Origin of the sequence: Leucobacter edaphi (assembly GCF_016522535.1) — a bacterium.
In the GTDB taxonomy this organism is placed as follows: Bacteria; Actinomycetota; Actinomycetes; order Actinomycetales; family Microbacteriaceae; genus Leucobacter; species Leucobacter edaphi.
This window is the reverse complement of sequence record NZ_JAEHOI010000011.1, coordinates 325,997-342,284: the sequence shown is the minus strand read 5'-3', so window position 1 is coordinate 342,284 and position 16,288 is coordinate 325,997. Positions and strand designations below refer to the sequence as shown.

The window sequence follows — 16,288 nt, the reverse complement described above, 5'->3', positions numbered from 1 at the left end:
GAACGGCAACCGAGAACACCCAATGGAGGGAACACTCATGGCACAGAATCACCGTCGAAGCGCATACCGCGCGCTGGCTCCTTTTGCTCTGATCAGTGCGGCGGCACTCGGGCTCGTCGGGTGCGGGGGACAAGCCCCGGACTCCGCCGGGGCAGGCTCTGCAAAGGACTCGCTGAAGGTGGGTATTTTTGTCGACAACGCGTTTGGCGACGGCGACTTCTTCGATCAGTCGCTTCTCGCGAAGGAGAGTTTGGTGAGCGAACTTGATGCCCAGGTGAAGACCTATGAGGGGCAGCTCCAAGCTCAGAACTTTGGCCCGATGCTCCAAGACGCGGCGGATGCTAATGACATCGTCTTTGTGCTCGGGTTCGAGGCAATCGATGCAATGAATGAGACCGCGAAGTCGAATCCGAATACGCGTTTTGTGTTTATTGATGGCGATGCGGGGAGCAAAGACGTGACCTCCGCGGTCTTCCATACTCAGGAGGGCTGTTACATGGCCGGGGCGCTCGCCGCAACAGTGAATCAGCAGAACAGCGCAAAGACTGCAGGCTTTGTCGGCGGTGTGAATGCCCCCGTCGTTAAGAATTGTGAATCTGGGTTCACGCAGGGCGTTGCAAAGATTGATCCCGCCCAGAACGTCTCCTCGCAGTATGTTGGCAGCTTCGTGGACCCAGCGAAGGGGTCCGAGATTGCGTCCTCACTGGCGTCGACCCGAGGTGCATACAGTGTGTTCGCTTACGCGGGCCTCTCCGGGTCCGGTGTTTTCGACGCGGCCAAGTCAGGCGCGAAGATCGCCCCAATCGGTGTTGTGGCTGATAAGTCTTCGCTGGCGCCCGGAAAGGTGCCAGGCAGCCTTGTTATGGGCGTTGATCATGTGATTGAAGACATGGCCAAGAGCTACAAGGACGGAAAGCTGAAAGCAGGCGAGCTGAAGCAGTACGGCTTCGCCGACGGAGGCTGGGCAATGGTCTACGACAAGGACCTGGTTGACGAAGCCAATATTGCCAAACTCGAAGCCCTGCAAAAGCAGATCGTTGACGGAAGCGTCAAAGTCAATGACTAGTCAGAGCGATCCGCAGGGGCCTTTGCTCGTGTTGCGGGCCATTACCAAGCAGTTCGGCAGCGTCCGTGCGAACGACCAGGTAGATCTGGAGCTGTATCCAGGAGAAGTCCACGCGCTTGTAGGTGAGAACGGAGCAGGCAAGACCACTCTGATGCGCATCCTCTTCGGAATGTATCGAGCCGACGAAGGCGAGATACTGCTTGACGGGGAACGCGCGGAATTCAGCAGGTCGATGGATGCGATCCGTGCGGGAATTGGCATGGTGCATCAGCACTTCATGCTCGTTCCGTCGTTTAGCGTCGCGGAGAATGTGGTGATGGGCGCGGAACCCGGAGCATTCTTCTACAGTGCTCCCGGAGCAGCCGAAGCAATAGCGCCGGTGGCTGCTCGGCTGGGCGTGACAGTAGACCCGAATGCGATCGTAGGGGATCTGAGCGTCGCCACACAGCAGAAGCTTGAAATCATGAAAGTGCTGTATCGCGGCGCTCGGATCATTGTTCTTGATGAGCCAACAGCGGTTCTGACCCCCGCGGAGACGAGCGAGCTCTTCGTGCTTCTCCGCCGGCTCGCCAAAGACGAGAATGCCGCGATCGTGTTTATCTCCCACAAGCTTCGGGAGGTGTTCGAGATCGCTGACCGGATTACCGTGCTAAGGCAGGGGCGAACGGTTGGTTCCTTCGTTGCTTCGGACACAGACACAGCTGAGGTCGTGGCAGCAATGACTGGACGTAGCGACGTCAATCTTGGTCGTGTTGAACGGCAACACCTAATCGGAAACGATTGGGTGCTTACGGTGGAGGGGCTCACTACGGAGCAAGCATCACACGACGCTGCCCTGGAATCTGTGAGCTTCGGTATTCGAGCCGGTGAAATCCTCGGAATCGCTGGCGTTGAAGGTAACGGGCAGACCGCGCTCGCCGAGACGCTCGTCGGCGCTATGCAATCTTCCGCTGGGACGATCGAACTCGAGAACAGCGAACTCACCGGGCTGTCAATAGCGGAGCGTCGCGAGCGCGGACTCTCGTTCGTCCCGGAAGATCGCCAACGGGAAGGAATCCCGATGAATGGGTCCGTGCTAGAAGGGCTCGCAGCAGCCAGAGTCCGTCGAATTGTCGGCTCACCGTGGGTGAAACGTGCGCTCCCGCATGCCACTCGGGAATGGGCGGACAGAATGATCGAGAAGCACCGGATTCGAACCGCGTCGATCGATACAAAGTGCGCCCACCTCTCCGGTGGTAATCAGCAGAAGATCGTCGTGGCGCGAGAGCTCGAAGAACAGCCAAAACTATTGGTCCTCGCGCAGCCGACTCGCGGCGTGGATTTGGGAGCAATCGACTTCATCTATTCACGCATCGTTGAAGCTGCCGCGACAGGCTGCGCGGTGCTCCTCATCTCTGCGGATCTTGATGAGCTGCTGCGGCTCAGCGATCGGATTCTCGTAATGTTCGACGGGAAAGTGGTCGCCGAGGCGCATGCGACTGAGACATCGCGTGAGCAGCTCGGCGTACACATGATGGGCCTGGGCGCGAAGGAGGAATCATGACCACAACGACGGTGCTCGTGGCGCAATCCAAACGAGCGACGGCGCAAGTACTCCGGACACTCCGCAACGGAATATTCGTTTTGGTAGTAGCGATCCTCGCGGCAATCCTCTTGATTCAAGTGCAGGGGTACGCGGCGCTCCCGACGATCGCGGCAGGATTCGAGTATTCACTCGGCTCCCCGACGGCAATTGCACGAACGGTCGCGTGGGGGCTGCCGCTCGTCGTCGCTGCGCTGGGCGTATCGCTCGCGTTCAGATCTGGGATGTTCAACCTGGGTGCCGAAGGGCAGGTATATGCCGGCTCAATGGCTGCTGCCCTGACCGGTGCCTACATTGGCCCAATGTTCTCGCCGATTCACCTGCTCATTTCGACCCTTGCGGCGGCGTTCACCGGGGCGCTGATCGCCGGAGGGCTGGGATGGTTGCGCGCGCGATGGAACGTCGACGAGGTTGTCTCATCCTTGCTGTCGAACTACATTGTGATCCTGTTCTGTACCTTTTTGGTCACCGGTCCGCTGCGTGACCCCTCGCGCCAGAGCGGAACGACCCAACGAGTTTTCGAAACGGCAATGTTCGCCGAAATCATCCCGCGGACCGGTCTTACCTGGAGCGTACTGATTGTCGTCATCATCTCAGTGTTTGTATGGTGGCTGAGCGAACGTTCAGCAACCGGATATCGTTGGCGAATGACCGGAAGCGCGCCGGGATTCGCAGCGGCATCCGGCGTAAACACGGCCCGATCTCAGATTCGATCAATGATGATGAGCGGCGCCTTCGCGGCGGTCGCCGGCTCGCTTCTCGTCACCGCCTCTCAGGGGCGCTATTGGACCGAGATCGGTTCCGGAATCGGATGGGACGCCGTCCTCATCGCGCTCGTCGCTAAGGCGCGACCAGTGCCAACAATCCTCTGGGTTGGGATCTACAGCATCATGCGGTCTACGGCTCGTGGGATTGAACAGGTCTCGACAGTCCCGTCAGAACTCTCGAGCGTGCTCATCGCCATCATCATTATTGCGGTGGCGGCTCGCGCAGGATTGTTCTCACGAATTACCGAGTACATGCGCCGCATGACTTCGCGAAAGGGGCGTTGACCCGTGGATACTCTTGATGCATTCCTCTCATCAGGAATTCGATTCATCACCCCGATACTTCTTGCGGCTCTTGGCTGCCTACCGACGGAATGGACGAAGGACCTCAACGTCGGTCTTGAGGGGGCTATGCTCTTTGGAGCGTTTTTCGGAGTGGCCATTGGCCTCGCGACGGGGAACGCGGTTCTCGCGGTGATTCTCACCTTGGTGCTCGGAGCCATCGCCGGAGCACTGTTCGGAATTCTCGTTTCAGTCTTCAACGTGAACGTGTTCGTTGCAGGCATTGTTCTGAATATTTTCGCGGCGGGGGCGACCGTCTATATGCTGCGCAGCCTGTTCGGAGTAAAAGGGACGCTCAGCAGCACTGAGATTCCATCGCTTGGAAAGATCGTCATTCCTGGTCTTGATCAGGTTCCCGTGTTTGGAGCCATCCTTTCGGGACACACGATCTTGACGTACGTGAGCTGGCTCGTTGTCGCTCTGCTGGCAATTGCTGCTCGATACACGGTGATTGTACGCCGACTCAAGGCAGCGGGTGAGCACCCTGAAGCGCTCGCAGTTGCTGGTGGAAACGTGACCCGCATGCGCGTGCTGGCGCAAGTCTGGTGCTTCATGCTCTGCGCACTTGCGGGGGTTCAGCTCAGCATTGGACAGCTCTCGCTCTTCACGGAGGGGATGACGAGCGGGCTCGGTTTCGTGGCGCTTGCCGCAGTGATTTTCTGCCGCGGACGAGTGGGCCTGCTCACGCTGATGTGCGTGCTCTTCGGGCTCGCCACCGCGACGTCGATTCTGGTTGACGACTCGGTCGTCCCACCGCAGTTCGCGCAGATGCTTCCCTACGTCGTCGCGTTTATCGGACTCATCGTACTTGCGCGAACATCTCGATCCGGAGGGCTCCGGATAGCTACACCGAAACTTGAGGAGGCCTGAGATGTATAGGGAGCCGGAACCGCAAGATGTCGAGCTCTTTGAAGCGGCGAAGCAGCTTCTCGAGGCAAGATTCGATCCCGAGATTCACCAGGTCGCTGCTGCCGTTCGAGCGACAAATGGTGTTATTTACCTGGGACTCCACATTGGATCTCGTCGGGTCAATGTATGCGCCGAGTCCTCCGCGATCGCGAATGCAGAAATGGCCGGTGCCGGAGAGATTGTTGCGATGGCCGCCGTGTGCAAGAACGACACTGGCGGTGTGATTGTCACGAATCCGTGCGGAGTGTGCCGTGAACTCATGGGGACCTACGCACTGAACGCCGATGTGATGGTCGATGTGCGCGGGCGCGTAGCGGTCGCAACTGCAGACGAGCTGATGCCGAATCGATGGATGTTTCCTCACGAGAATGATTGGACCCCAAATGACCCAGCAAAACGCTAGCGAAGTAGAACAGTTCGTCCGGCCCCAAGTCACGGATATTTGCCTCATTACGCCAGACCTTAATGGCAGCATAGATTTCTACACGGACGTTCTCGGTTTCGTGTTGAGAAGCCGAATGCCTGGGTTTGCTGACTTCGTCGGTCCGGGCGTGATTCTCGCACTTTGGGAACGCGGAAAGCTCGAGGAGACGACCGGGATTGTAGGGCACCGGGCTGATTCCCCCGGTCGCACAGTTATGCTTGCCTGTGAGTTGGAGTCTCCGGAAGCAATTGACCGCACCTATGGGGACTACCTGGCTCGTGGCGTCGAGTTTGTTTCGCCGCCAAAGGACTATCCTTGGAACGCCCGGTGTATCTATTTCGATGGACCGAATGGTGAGTTTTGGGAGTTCTTTGCCTGGTATGAAGGTGGGGAGCCAGGGCTCGTCGCGGACAAAGTGTCGGCGGAAGCGCAGCGATGAGCGGCGTATCAACGAAGCTCTCTGCGTCGGAGATCTTGCCGAGCGAGGAAGGTGGCTTACTCGTAGGACGAGTTTTCACTCGTGAAACTAATGGGGCGAGCCTCGTGGTCGTTGACGGGGAGGATCTGGTGGACATTACTGACCTCGGGCCGACCACGACGGTTCTCTATTCACGTGATGATCTGGTTCAAGTCCTCCAATCCGCGCTCGCTGAGCCCTCCCGTCATCGCTGGAGGGTTGCGGAAGCTCTCGATTTCGATCCTGAGCGCCCAGATGAGGCAGCGGTGCGTCTGATCGCGCCGATCGATCTGCAGGTCATCAAAGCAGCGGGAGTGACCTTTGTGGAGTCGATGCTTGAACGAGTAATTGAGGAGGGCGCGGGCGGGGATCCTTCCTTGGCAGAGTCGCTTCGCGATCAGTTGACCGAGACCATCGGGGGCACGATCTCTAGCATTAAGCCGGGAACGCAGGAGGCCGCCAAAGTCAAGGAAGTTCTGCAACGGGAAGGCCTCTGGTCTCAATACCTCGAAGTCGGGATCGGACCGGACCCCGAGATCTTCACCAAGGCGCCGGTGCTTTCGGCTGTGGGATCGGGCCAAGCGATCGGGGTACATGCGGATTCCCGTTGGAACAATCCCGAACCAGAGGTGGTTCTTGTCGTGCGGGGCGACGGCACGCCTATCGGAGCATCCCTCGGAAACGACGTGAATCTACGTGACTTTGAGGGGCGTAGCGCATTGCTCTTGGCTGAGGCGAAGGACAACAACGCGTCCTGCGCAATCGGCCCGTTCGTGCGAGTGTTTGATGAGACTTTTGACATGGACAGTGTGCGTGCGCTCGATATCCAGCTGCAAGTGAACGGGGGTGACGGTTTCGGACTCGAGGGCTTCAGTTCAATGAAGAACATCAGCCGGGATCCGATGTCTCTCGTTCGTCATGCATGGGGAGAGCATCATCAATATCCGGATGGATTCGTCCTTTTCACGGGCACATTGTTCTCGCCAACGCAGGATCGGCACGCGCCGGGCGCCGGCTTCACCCACGAACTCGGTGACCGCGTCGCGATCTCGAATCCCTACTTGGGTTCGCTGATCAATGTGGTGATGCATTCCCAGCGTGCTCCACGCTGGGAGACCGGAATCTGGGCATTTGTTACGAACCTCAGTGATCGAGGGCTTCTCTAACCTTGAAATCCGTCAGGGGAGTTTAGCCGGGTACTGGGAGCAAGAGAGTCGACTTCGAGACACCCGAATGGCGGCCCGCGCGCGTGTACTGCGTGCGGGCCGCCATCTTTTCCTTGCATCCAGATCGTTGCCGGCAACGAAACTGAGAGAAAGCGAAATTTCGTGACCATTCGTTCGCTTGCGCAACTCTTTAACTGTCATCTATGCTCTACCCGGACCCAAGTGCGGTCTGTTCGAACCGAGGAGGTGATCCGTCGTGAGCGACGACCATAGTCGACCGATCGTCCCCGGCCCGCCGACGGAGCGTCTCACAGAGGTGCCGTTCGCGGCCGGTCGGGGGAGCCAAACATCCCTGCGCAGTCACTAGTTCTCCCTCGCCACTGAGCGTCGATGGGGGAGACCTCGTCGCGCCCAGACATCAGGAGACCCGACATGAGCGTGGACCGCACCTCAATCGAATCAGCAGATCAGTTCCTCGAGAAGACCCCCAGCGCCGCGACCGCCAAGCGGATCAAGCGGAGTGAAACCGCATCCTCAAACCTCGCCGCGGGGCAGCAGCAGTTGCTCGTCGAGGCCGCGATGACGCCCGCGGAGCACTCGCTCCGCACCCGGAGCTCGGCGCTCGACGGGCTCACCGAATACCAGGTCCTGCGCGCCCGCGAGCGCTTCGGCAGGAACGAGGTCGATCACGATAAGCCCGCCCCGGCGATCGTGCAGTTCCTCAAGACCTTCGTCAACCCGTTCATCCTGATCCTGATCTTCCTCGCCGGAGTGATGTTCTTCACCGACGTGGTGTTCGCGGATCCGCAGGAGGGCCCGGACTTCACCGGCGTCATCACCGTCAGCATCATGGTGCTCGCGAGCGCGATCGTTCGCTTCTGGCAGGAGTACCGCTCCTCGCGGGCCGCCGAGGAGCTGAAGGCGATGGTGCGCACGACGGTCGCGATCACCCGTCAGATCAAGGGCCGCCCGGTCACGGGGGAGCTCCCCATCGAGGACGTCGTTCCCGGTGACATCGTGCAGCTCGCCGCTGGCGACATGATCCCCGCCGACGTGCGCTTCCTGCGCACGAAGGACCTGCAGATCAACCAGGCCATGCTCACGGGCGAGTCGATGCCGGCCGAGAAGACGACCGTGATCGCCGACGACGTGACCACCCAGACCCTGATCGACGCCCCGAACCTCGGGTTCATGGGGACGTCGGTCGTCTCCGGATCGGGCACAGCGGTCGTGCTCGGCACCGGCAAGCAGAGCTACTTCGGCAGCATGGCGTCGGCGATCACGGGGAAGCGGCCGGAAACGGCCTTCGACCGGGGGATCAAGAAGGTCACGTTCACGCTGATCAAGTTCATGGTCGTGATGGTGACGGTCGTGTTCATCGTGAACGGGCTCACCAAGGACTGGACGAGCGCTTTCATGTTCGGCATCACCGTCGCGGTGGGCCTCACGCCCGAGATGCTGCCGCTCGTCGTCACCGCTGGCCTCGCCAAGGGCGCGAACATCATGTCGCGCCGCAAGGTGATCGTGAAGCGGCTGAACAGCATCCAGAACCTCGGGGCGATGGACGTGCTCGCGACCGACAAGACCGGCACCCTCACCGAGGACCGGATCGTGCTCGAGTGCCACATCGACGTCGACGGCGTCGCCTGCGAGACGACGCTCGAGTACGCCGCCGCGAACGCGCACTTCCAGACGGGGCTCCGCAATCTCCTCGACGCCGCCGTGCTGTCTGCTGCCGGGCCGCGGGGGCTTGCCGATGTGCAGCGCCGCTTCGCATTCGTCGACGAGATGCCGTTCGATTTCGTGCGGCGCCGGATGTCGGTGGTGGTGAAGGAGGGCGCCTCGCGGGTCATCATCACGAAGGGGGCGGTCGAGGAGGTCCTCGCGCTCTGCACCACCGAATTGCGCGACGGCGACGAGCTGCCGCTCGGCGAGGATCGCCGCGAGGCGCTGGGCCGCCTCGTCGCGGAGCAGAACGAGCTCGGCATGCGCGTTCTCGCTGTCGCGGTCCGGACGGTCGACGAGGCGTCGGCCCCGGAGGGCGACGAGTTCGGCGTCGCCGACGAGCGGGAAATGACCCTGATCGGGTTCCTGTCCTTCCTTGATCCGCCGAAGGCGACCGCTGGCTCCGCGATCGCGAGCCTCAAGGAGCACGGCGTCGCTACGAAGGTGATCACGGGCGACAACCCGCTCGTGGCCGCGACGGTCTGCAAGCAGATCGGGATCGATCCCGGCCGCATTGTGCTCGGTCCCGAGACCGACGAGATGAGCCTCACTGACCTCGGCCGCCTCGCGCGGGAGACGACCGTGTTCGCGAAGGTCAGCCCCTCGCAGAAGGCGCGGATCGTGGAGGCGATGCGCGAGCAGGGTTTCACCGTCGGGTTCATGGGCGACGGCATCAACGACGCGCAGGCGCTGCGCACCGCGGACGTCGGCATCTCGGTGGACACCGCGGTGGACATCGCGAAGGAGTCCGCCGACATCATCCTGCTCGAGAAGGACCTCACCGTCCTCGAGGGCGGCGTGATCGAGGGCCGTCGCACCTTCGTCAACACGATGAAGTACATCAAGATGACGGCCTCGTCCAACTTCGGCAATATGTTCTCGGTGCTGGTCGCGAGCGCGCTGCTCCCGTTCCTCCCGATGATTCCGCTCGTCGTGCTCGTGCAGAACCTGAGCTACGACCTCTCCATGCTGACGCTGCCGTGGGACCGCGTCGACGAGGAGGACATCCGGAGGCCCAGGAAGTGGGAGTCGAAGAGCCTCGGGAAGTTCATGACCTTCATCGGCCCGATCTCCTCGATCTTCGACCTCTCGACCTACGCCCTCATGTGGTTCGTCTTCGCGGCGAACTCGGTCGAGCACGCTGCGCTCTTCCAGTCGGGCTGGTTCATCGAGTCGATCATCTCGCAGACCCTGATCGTGCACATGCTCCGCACCAAGCGGATCCCCTTCATCCAGTCCCGCGCCAGCGTCCCGGTGCTGCTCGCGACCGGTGCGGTGTGCCTGTTCGGCCTGGTGCTGCCGTTCACCGGATGGGGCGCGATCCTCGGGCTCGTTCCGCTGCCCTGGACGTACTTCCCGTGGCTCGTTGCGACGCTGCTCGCCTACGTCTTCCTGACGCAGGCCATCAAGCGGATCTACATCCGCAAGGTTGGTTCCTGGATCTGATCCCGGACCAGGATCGCGGGGCCGGACGCGCGTCCGGCCCCGCGCACTCGTCTCGTCTCGAAGAAAGGAAGCGGCGATGGAATGGGTGGATATCGCGATCCGCGTCGCCTGCGGTGCGGGCTTCGGCGTGCTGATCGGGTTCGAACGACAGTGGCGGGCCCGCACCGCAGGGCTTCGGACGAACGCCCTGGTCGCGCTGGGCTCGACCCTGTTCGTGGTCATGGGCGCGTACAGCTTCGACGGACCCGACGCCGACCCCACGCGCGTTGCGGCGCAGGTGGTCTCGGGAATCGGTTTTCTCGGCGCCGGGGTGATCATGAAGCAGGGCGCGTCGATCTCGGGGCTGAACACCGCGGCGACGCTGTGGGCGTCCGCGGCGGTCGGCGCGCTCGCCGGGGGCGGGCTCGTGTGGGTCGGCGCGCTCGGCACCGCGGCCGTGATCTCTCTGAACGTGCTGCTCCGGCCGGTTGCGCGGGCGCTGGACCGGCGGCCGAGCGCGGTCGGACGGGAGGAGAACACCGAGGTCGAGTACACCTTCGAGGTGCGCTGCAACCGCGATCACGAGGTTCCGGTTCGCGCCGTGGTGTTCGCCGCGGTGGATCGTCCGGATCTGACGGTCGCCTCGATCGCGGCGACGGATCTCCCCGACGAGGTCGTCGTCATCACGGCGACCGTCACGAGCCGCGAGCGCGACGACCACGAGATCGAGCTCGCGATCGCCGACGTGATCAGGACCCCGGAGGTGCTCGGCGTGCGCTGGACCGCGCAACCGCTCAGCCCGGAGGACTAGGGGGCTGGGAAACCGTGCGGGGAAATGCTGGAGAGCATGCCGTCCACGACCGCGAGCGTGCGCTGATCCGTCACCCGGTAGAGCTGCCGGCGCCCCTCGCGGCGCGGGGTAACGATGCCGGCCGCCTTGAGCTTGGCGAGGTGCTGGCTGGCCGCCGGGATGCTGACTCCCGTGCGCTCCGCGAGCGTCGTGACGTCCTGCTCGCCAGCGGCGAGCGACCACACGAGATGGAGTCGAGTGGGGGCGGACAGCAGATCGAAGACCTCCGCGGCGGCGAGCAACTGCGCCACGGTTACGGCCCGACCGGAAATGTTCTCGTCCACGACTCCATCATCCCGGATTCCACTGGGAAACCGTGGAAACGAGGCGGGCCGAAAACCCAGCCGGGGGCGTGAATTTGCGGCGTGCGGCCGGTTCCGTGCGCCTCGCGAGGTGCGGGGTCCTTCCGGAAACCCCGGCGCAAACGACGAGGGCGCCCCACCACTGCCGGTGAGGCGCCCTCGGTGAATATCCGCGCGGATCAGGCGTCGCGAACGTCGTCTCGTTCGACCTGCTCCTCGACGCGCTCGTTCGAATCGAACTCGGCGTCGTCGGTCTCGCTCGCGTCGACGGCCTCAGCGGCCTGTTCGCGGGCGAGCTCCATGGCGTGCTCTTCCTCGCGCTCCTCGCGGTGCTTGTGTCCCAGCATCAGGTCCTCCGATTCGTCGGTGTCCGTCGCGGTGCGACGGCGCAGATTAGTCGTCGAGTGCGTCTTCCGCGGCCCACTTCTCGGAGTTCTCGCGGATCTTCTCGAGGGCGTGATTCGCCTCTTCCTCGGTGTCGAAGGGGCCGACGCGATCCACCGCGGGCCACGCGTAGCCCTGGGCGACCTCGCCGGTCTTCAGGTTGTAGAAGTACTTCTGGGGCTCGTCCTGGCCGGCCTCGAACTCTTGGATGTCCATACGGGGAGTCTACTGAGATTTTCCCCGATCGCCGAGGCGAAATTCGCGTTTGTTCCGCGAAGCGGCGGGATGAAACCGATCCGGATCAGATCCCCGGCTCTCCGAAGATTCCGAGGGCGAGCAGGATCGCGGCGGCGAGCAGCACGATCCCGGCCTCCCAGGGGCGCAGGTCGGCTCGCGCGACGCGGGCGAACAGCCGGGTGATCCGGGCCGCGAGCGCGGGGATCCGGCCCCAGACCGCGGCGAGTGCAACGTAGAGGGAGACGAGGCCGAGCACGAACGCGAGCGCGCCGAGCGCGCGAAGCGGGGGCGCGTCTGAGATCCCGTGCACGAGTCGGGCCGCGAGGTACACGGTCGCGAAGCTGCTCGCGCTGAGCACAACGCTGGAGGCTCCGAGCAGGATCAACGGCCACGGCTTGCTGGGCGGCGGCTTCGGTGCGCGCGGCTTGCGGGGACGCCGGGCGCGCACCGCGAGGACGACGCCGGCGACGAGGAAGATCGTCCCCGCGGCGAGGTCGATCCCGCGGCTCACGAGGATCCGCGCGGTCTCGGCGCTCAGCCGGCTCGCGAGTGCGCGCGGGTCGACGAACTGCAGGAGGAAAAGCAGGAGCCCCGATCCTGCCACGAGTCCGATGAGCAGGGCGCCGATAGCGCGATCGGGGCGTTTCGTGCCCGTGAGCACCCGCAGGGTTTCCGCGACGAGCGTCGGGCTGAACCCGGTCGCAAAGCCGATACCCAGGAGCGCAACGATGCCGCTCAGAAAGCGGAGCAGGTCTACGGCAAACACGGCTTCACTCTAGTGTCCGGGCCGCGCGCAGATGGCCTCCGGTTGCGGCGTTTGGGCTTCCGTTCTCGCGCGGTGTAGGAGTAGGATCGCGACACTCGAATCGCTGATCAGAGGGAGATACCATGAGCCACAAAAACCACAACGACGAACTGCGCGAGGACCGTTTCGAGCAGGAGGAGAAGCGTCAGCGCGAGCGCGACGAGGTGTTCGACGAGACCGGCGGAACGACCGAGTCGCTCGGCTCGCAGGATCGCCGCCGCGAAGAGGGCGACGAGCGGGGCTGAGTGTCGAGTGCAGAGCGGCGCCGGAGCGACGGCGCTCCCGGTCGCGGGGCGCGATTGTGCACCCGGGCCGGGCGCGCCGTCGCCTGGGCCGGGCTGACCGGCGTGGGGGTGCTCCACCTGGTCTGGGCGTCGGGGTCCAGCTGGCCCGAACGGAATCGCCGGCGTCTCGGTGAGGCTGTCGTGGGTTCCCGCGGGGTATTCCCGTCGACCGCGGCGACCGCGACGGTCGGCGCGCTCTTGCTCGGGGCAGGCGCGGTCGCCGGCGGTTCGCTCGGCGAGGGGCGGGGCGTTACCGCCGCTCGCCGCTTCATTGGAGCCGCGCTGCTCGCGCGGGCGGCCCTCGGAGGCGGGGCGTCGGCCGCGATGCTCGGTCTGCCGCCGGTGGGGAAACGTTTCACGCGGCTGGACCGCGAACGCTACCGTCCGCTGTGCCTGACGCTGGGCGCGGCGACCCTCGTGGGTGCCGCGCCCAGACGCGCGTCGGGGTCCTAGGAGCTCGCCCCGCGCAGTTCGCCAGTGATGCCGGTGATGTTTGCGTTCTCATCGAAGGTGAAGGTCGCGTTGCCGGTCTCGTCGGAGATCGTGGCGCCGCTGAATGCGTCGTCCGTCCACTCGAGCTTCCAACCAGCGAGGCGGGCCGCTTCCCAGAGGCCGGTGCGCGGATCGGGAATTTCGGCCTGCGACATAAGACGCGGGATGCGCGTGGTGGCCTCGCTGACCGTGAGCGCCGGGAGCGGGGCGTCGAGCAGGAGCAGAATCCTCGAACCTCCGACTCCCGCGGTGAAGTAGGGGGACTTGCCGGTGACGAGGGTTGCCGCGCGTCCGAGCTGGTGCGCGAAGATCGCCATCCACTCCTGGATGTCGTCGCCCGTGTCCTCGGGGAACTGGATTTCATCGGCCGCGAATCCCTCGATGCCGTAGTCCCGCCCGTACTGCGCGAGGACCTCGGTGATCCCCGAGGGGTCGCCCTGCGGGAGCGCTCGCGCCCAGACGAGGGAGCGAGGGCCGGGGGCGATGGAGGCGAGCAGGTACGGGACCGCGGTGATCTTCTGCTCGGGATCGGTGTTCGACTGGAAAGTGAACTCGTTCGCGGCGAGGTCGACATCCCAGCGGTGGTCACCGAGGGCCTCGGTGGCCTCGACGAGCTGGTCCTGTCGCAGCATCGAATAGAGGGCGGCGCGATTGGCAAGGGCAGAGATCTGATCAAAGCTCATGCGCCAAACCTATACGTTTCCTATGGGAAAGCGCTAGGTTTTGACTAGCGTGTGAGCTGGGGCCAGGCAAAAGCCGGGCCGAGGGCGAGCGTCCCAACAACCTTGCCGCCCGCCATCCGCGGAGCCGAATCCTCGTGGGAACCGGCCGCGTGCGCGACGGCAGCGAGCACGAGCATCACGTGATCGCGATCGAGCGCGGGAAGCGCGGTGGAGAGGTCGACCGTGTCGCCGCCGAGCATCGAGGCGGCGAGCCGTGCGATGGCGCGCGACTGGCCCGAAAGCGAGTCGGAGGCCGATACCAAGATCGCGTGGTCGACGTACAGCCTGGGCGGTTCCGAGCTCTCGAGCGAAGCGTCGCGGACCCACTGCGAACCACCGCTTGCAAGATCGGCCCGGATCAGGAGTTCAACCGCGGCCTCGGTCGCGTGGGATCCCGTAGCCCAGGATCGAAGATTCGAATGGACGGTTTCAGACACGGCGACCTCCTCGTGCTTTCGGCCTCAGTTGCCCCCAGTGTAGGCGGAGACCTTGGGAGCGTGTTCCTCCACGTATCGGCGCACTCCGCTGGCCGCCGACCGCCCCGCGCGATTCGCGCCGATCGTCGACGCCGAGGGCCCGTATCCCACGAGCTGCACGCGCGGATCCACAGCAGCGCCGGTGCCCCGCCCGGCGCGGTCGAGCTGAATGCCCCCGGCCTCGCTGCGCAGCCGGAGCGGCGCGAGGTGCGAGATGGCGGGGCGGAAGCCGGTTGCCCAGAGGATCGCGTCGAAGCGTTCGCGGCTCCCGTCGGGCCACTCCGCGCCGTCCGGGAGGATGCGCGCGAACATGGGGCGTCTCGCGGAGTACGCCCCGAGTCGCTCGGCCTCGCGCTCCTGCTCGCGCAGCACGAGGCCGGTGACGCTCACGACGCTCTCGGGCGGGAGGCCCGCGGCCACGCGGCGCTCCACCATGGCGACGGCCTCGATCCCGGCGGTCGAGGTGAAGTCGTCCGTGCGCCACACCGGTGCGCGGCGGGTGACCCAGATCGTGTCGGTGATCGGGGCGAGTGCACCGAGGAATTGCACGGCGGAGGCCCCGCCGCCCACGACGAGCGTCCGTTTCCCCCGGAAGTGCTCGGGGCCCGGGTAGTCCACCGTGTGGAATTGCTCGCCGCGGAACGTCTCAGCGCCCGGATAGTGCGGGATGAAGGGCCGCGTCCAGGTGCCCGTGGCGTTCACGATCGTGCGCGCGGGGACTTCGAAGCGGGCGTCGGCGCTGAGGGGTTCCCCGTTTGGCGCACGGAACGCGCCGATCGGCCCGGGGTCCGCGCCCGAGGGCATGGCGACCTCGAGCACGAGGGGGGAGTGGGGGTCGCCCGGTATCGCCTCCCGCACGAGCCGCACGCGCGCCGGTCGCACGACTGGGAGCCCGTGCGCGCGTTCGTACTCGGCGAAATAGGCGGGTATGGCCTGGTTCGCGCGCGCCTCCGTTCGCGGAGGGGGATCCGAGCCGGGGAGCTCGGCGACGCCGTGGACGTCGCGCATGGTGAGTGCGTCCCAGCGGTGGCGCCACGCGCCTCCCGGAGCGGCGTCCTGATCCAGCACGGCGTGCCGGATGCCGAGCCGGGTCAAATGGTATGAGGCGGACAGCCCTGCCTGTCCCGCGCCGATCACGACCGCCGGCAGCGGGGCGGCCGAACCCGCGTCTGCGCCCGCGCGCGAGGACTCGACCGTGCTCAGCGCAGCAGCCCGCCGTCTGCGCCGCGCGGGCGCACCGGGTGCTCGCTCAGGATCGACACCCGGTTGAACGTGTTGATCGCGACGGCGACCCACTCGGCCGCGGCGAACGCGTCATCGCCGAGCACCTCGCGCGCGCCCTCCAGGTCCGCGCGGGAGTCCTCGGTGAGCGGGAGGAGCGTCGCCGCCTCCGCGATCGCGAGCACCGCGCGCTGCCGCTCGTCGAAGCGGGTGGTCTCGCGCCAGGCCGGGAGGAGGTCGAGCAGCTGCTGCGGGATGCCGGCCGCCCGGCTCTCCCGCGCGTGCAGGTCGAGGCAGAAGGCGCAGCCGTTGAGCTGCGATGCGCGGACCTTGATGAGTTCGGCCTCGGGGACGGAGAGCCCGTGGTCGGTGACCGCTCGCCGCACCGACTCCGAGAAGGCCGCGGCGTCCTTCCACACCTCAGGGAGTTGTTTGTCCAGATAGGGGCGCATACCGGTCCTCTCGTGCGCGCGGGGCCTTGAGCGCGCTCACTCGATCCAACCACGTCCAGCCGCCGTCCATTCCCTCGCGGGAGCCGGGCAGTGGGACCTCCCCGTTCATGAGCCGGTCGCCCCGTTCGGGAGCGGCGTCTGCGACACCGACTGTTCACGATCCGTTGGGTTCGCAGTCCACCGTTCTCGTAATTGCGCGT

Annotated in this window: 19 protein-coding genes; 11 read left to right on the top strand and 8 right to left on the bottom strand. The window is 64.6% G+C overall.

The annotated features are described in order from the left end of the window. Positions 1-37 precede the first annotated feature (37 nt). The 9 genes from JD292_RS11695 to JD292_RS11655 all read left to right on the top strand — a co-directional run bounded on the left by JD292_RS11695 (position 38) and on the right by JD292_RS11655 (position 10,674). A complete protein-coding gene (locus JD292_RS11695) occupies positions 38-1,066 on the top strand; it encodes a BMP family lipoprotein (protein ID WP_200132923.1) in 1,029 nt (342 codons plus the stop codon). Next, entirely contained in the window at positions 1,059-2,609 is a 1,551-nt protein-coding gene (locus JD292_RS11690) for an ABC transporter ATP-binding protein (RefSeq protein ID WP_200132922.1), read from the top strand. Before JD292_RS11695 ends, JD292_RS11690 begins: the two co-directional genes overlap by 8 nt. After that, complete coding sequence (locus JD292_RS11685; protein ID WP_200132921.1) at positions 2,606-3,700, top strand: ABC transporter permease; 1,095 nt, start codon at positions 2,606-2,608, stop codon at positions 3,698-3,700. The genes JD292_RS11690 and JD292_RS11685 overlap by 4 nt, the downstream gene beginning before the upstream one ends. Positions 3,701-3,703: 3 nt before the next feature. Then, positions 3,704-4,627, top strand: coding sequence for an ABC transporter permease (locus JD292_RS11680; RefSeq protein ID WP_200132920.1), 924 nt, complete (start codon positions 3,704-3,706; stop codon positions 4,625-4,627). Between the two features lies 1 nt (position 4,628). Continuing rightward, positions 4,629-5,069: a cytidine deaminase family protein gene (locus JD292_RS11675; RefSeq protein WP_200132919.1), complete on the top strand. Its 441-nt coding sequence runs from the start codon at positions 4,629-4,631 to the stop codon at positions 5,067-5,069. Next, a complete protein-coding gene (locus JD292_RS11670) occupies positions 5,050-5,529 on the top strand; it encodes a VOC family protein (RefSeq protein WP_200132918.1) in 480 nt (159 codons plus the stop codon). The genes JD292_RS11675 and JD292_RS11670 overlap by 20 nt, the downstream gene beginning before the upstream one ends. Further along, positions 5,526-6,713: a fumarylacetoacetate hydrolase family protein gene (locus tag JD292_RS11665; protein ID WP_200132917.1), complete on the top strand. Its 1,188-nt coding sequence runs from the start codon at positions 5,526-5,528 to the stop codon at positions 6,711-6,713. The genes JD292_RS11670 and JD292_RS11665 overlap by 4 nt, the downstream gene beginning before the upstream one ends. 432 nt (positions 6,714-7,145) lie before the next feature. After that, positions 7,146-9,884 (top strand): magnesium-translocating P-type ATPase, encoded by a 2,739-nt coding sequence (gene mgtA / locus JD292_RS11660; protein WP_200132916.1) that lies wholly within the window; start codon positions 7,146-7,148, stop codon positions 9,882-9,884. 76 nt (positions 9,885-9,960) lie between these two features. Continuing rightward, on the top strand, positions 9,961-10,674 hold the full coding sequence (locus tag JD292_RS11655) for an MgtC/SapB family protein (protein ID WP_200132915.1): 714 nt from the start codon (positions 9,961-9,963) through the stop codon (positions 10,672-10,674). Here the strand turns inward: JD292_RS11655 and JD292_RS11650 are convergent. From JD292_RS11650 to JD292_RS11635, 4 genes are all read right to left on the bottom strand, one after another. Next, positions 10,671-10,997, bottom strand: a complete 327-nt coding sequence (locus JD292_RS11650; RefSeq protein WP_369411243.1) for an ArsR/SmtB family transcription factor — start codon at positions 10,995-10,997, stop codon at positions 10,671-10,673. The genes JD292_RS11655 and JD292_RS11650 overlap by 4 nt on opposite strands. Positions 10,998-11,194: 197 nt before the next feature. Continuing rightward, positions 11,195-11,362, bottom strand: a complete 168-nt coding sequence (locus tag JD292_RS11645) for a hypothetical protein (protein ID WP_200132914.1) — start codon at positions 11,360-11,362, stop codon at positions 11,195-11,197. Positions 11,363-11,408: 46 nt separating this feature from the next. Continuing rightward, the gene (locus JD292_RS11640) at positions 11,409-11,615 is read right to left on the bottom strand and encodes an SPOR domain-containing protein (protein WP_200132913.1); all 207 of its coding nucleotides are present in this window, start codon (positions 11,613-11,615) and stop codon (positions 11,409-11,411) included. 85 nt (positions 11,616-11,700) lie between these two features. Next, entirely contained in the window at positions 11,701-12,402 is a 702-nt protein-coding gene (locus JD292_RS11635; protein ID WP_200132912.1) for a hypothetical protein, read from the bottom strand. 122 nt (positions 12,403-12,524) lie between these two features. Between JD292_RS11635 and JD292_RS11630 the strand changes: the two genes are divergently transcribed. Together JD292_RS11630 and JD292_RS11625 are read left to right on the top strand one after the other, a co-directional pair. Beyond that, positions 12,525-12,686: a hypothetical protein gene (locus tag JD292_RS11630; protein ID WP_200132911.1), complete on the top strand. Its 162-nt coding sequence runs from the start codon at positions 12,525-12,527 to the stop codon at positions 12,684-12,686. A gap of 54 nt (positions 12,687-12,740) precedes the next feature. After that, positions 12,741-13,178: a DUF3995 domain-containing protein gene (locus JD292_RS11625; protein WP_200132910.1), complete on the top strand. Its 438-nt coding sequence runs from the start codon at positions 12,741-12,743 to the stop codon at positions 13,176-13,178. On the opposite strand, the gene JD292_RS11620 is transcribed toward JD292_RS11625, so the two are convergent. The 4 genes from JD292_RS11620 to JD292_RS11605 form a co-directional block, all read right to left on the bottom strand. Beyond that, positions 13,175-13,900, bottom strand: a complete 726-nt coding sequence (locus JD292_RS11620) for a DUF6882 domain-containing protein (protein ID WP_200132909.1) — start codon at positions 13,898-13,900, stop codon at positions 13,175-13,177. The genes JD292_RS11625 and JD292_RS11620 overlap by 4 nt on opposite strands. A 44-nt stretch (positions 13,901-13,944) precedes the next feature. Beyond that, positions 13,945-14,376 (bottom strand): hypothetical protein, encoded by a 432-nt coding sequence (locus tag JD292_RS11615; RefSeq protein WP_200132908.1) that lies wholly within the window; start codon positions 14,374-14,376, stop codon positions 13,945-13,947. A 24-nt stretch (positions 14,377-14,400) separates the two neighbouring features. Then, complete coding sequence (locus tag JD292_RS11610) at positions 14,401-15,510, bottom strand: FAD-dependent oxidoreductase (protein WP_233614172.1); 1,110 nt, start codon at positions 15,508-15,510, stop codon at positions 14,401-14,403. 104 nt (positions 15,511-15,614) lie between these two features. Beyond that, on the bottom strand, positions 15,615-16,088 hold the full coding sequence (locus JD292_RS11605) for a carboxymuconolactone decarboxylase family protein (RefSeq protein WP_200132907.1): 474 nt from the start codon (positions 16,086-16,088) through the stop codon (positions 15,615-15,617). Between the last annotated feature and the right edge of the window lie 200 nt (positions 16,089-16,288).

Bases quoted from the DNA above. Each gene is read 5' to 3' on its own strand.
- JD292_RS11640 (WP_200132913.1), bottom strand. From the start codon at position 11,615: ATGGACATCCAAGAGTTCGAGGCCGGCCAGGACGAGCCCCAGAAGTAC.
- JD292_RS11685 (WP_200132921.1), top strand. From the start codon at position 2,606: ATGACCACAACGACGGTGCTCGTGGCGCAATCCAAACGAGCGACGGCG.
- JD292_RS11665 (WP_200132917.1), top strand. From the start codon at position 5,526: ATGAGCGGCGTATCAACGAAGCTCTCTGCGTCGGAGATCTTGCCGAGC.
- JD292_RS11675 (WP_200132919.1), top strand. From the start codon at position 4,629: ATGTATAGGGAGCCGGAACCGCAAGATGTCGAGCTCTTTGAAGCGGCG.
- JD292_RS11655 (WP_200132915.1), top strand. From the start codon at position 9,961: ATGGAATGGGTGGATATCGCGATCCGCGTCGCCTGCGGTGCGGGCTTC.
- mgtA (WP_200132916.1), top strand. From the start codon at position 7,146: ATGAGCGTGGACCGCACCTCAATCGAATCAGCAGATCAGTTCCTCGAG.
- JD292_RS11670 (WP_200132918.1), top strand. From the start codon at position 5,050: ATGACCCAGCAAAACGCTAGCGAAGTAGAACAGTTCGTCCGGCCCCAA.
- JD292_RS11645 (WP_200132914.1), bottom strand. From the start codon at position 11,362: ATGCTGGGACACAAGCACCGCGAGGAGCGCGAGGAAGAGCACGCCATG.
- JD292_RS11620 (WP_200132909.1), bottom strand. From the start codon at position 13,900: ATGAGCTTTGATCAGATCTCTGCCCTTGCCAATCGCGCCGCCCTCTAT.
- JD292_RS11605 (WP_200132907.1), bottom strand. From the start codon at position 16,088: ATGCGCCCCTATCTGGACAAACAACTCCCTGAGGTGTGGAAGGACGCC.
- JD292_RS11695 (WP_200132923.1), top strand. From the start codon at position 38: ATGGCACAGAATCACCGTCGAAGCGCATACCGCGCGCTGGCTCCTTTT.
- JD292_RS11690 (WP_200132922.1), top strand. From the start codon at position 1,059: ATGACTAGTCAGAGCGATCCGCAGGGGCCTTTGCTCGTGTTGCGGGCC.
- JD292_RS11630 (WP_200132911.1), top strand. From the start codon at position 12,525: ATGAGCCACAAAAACCACAACGACGAACTGCGCGAGGACCGTTTCGAG.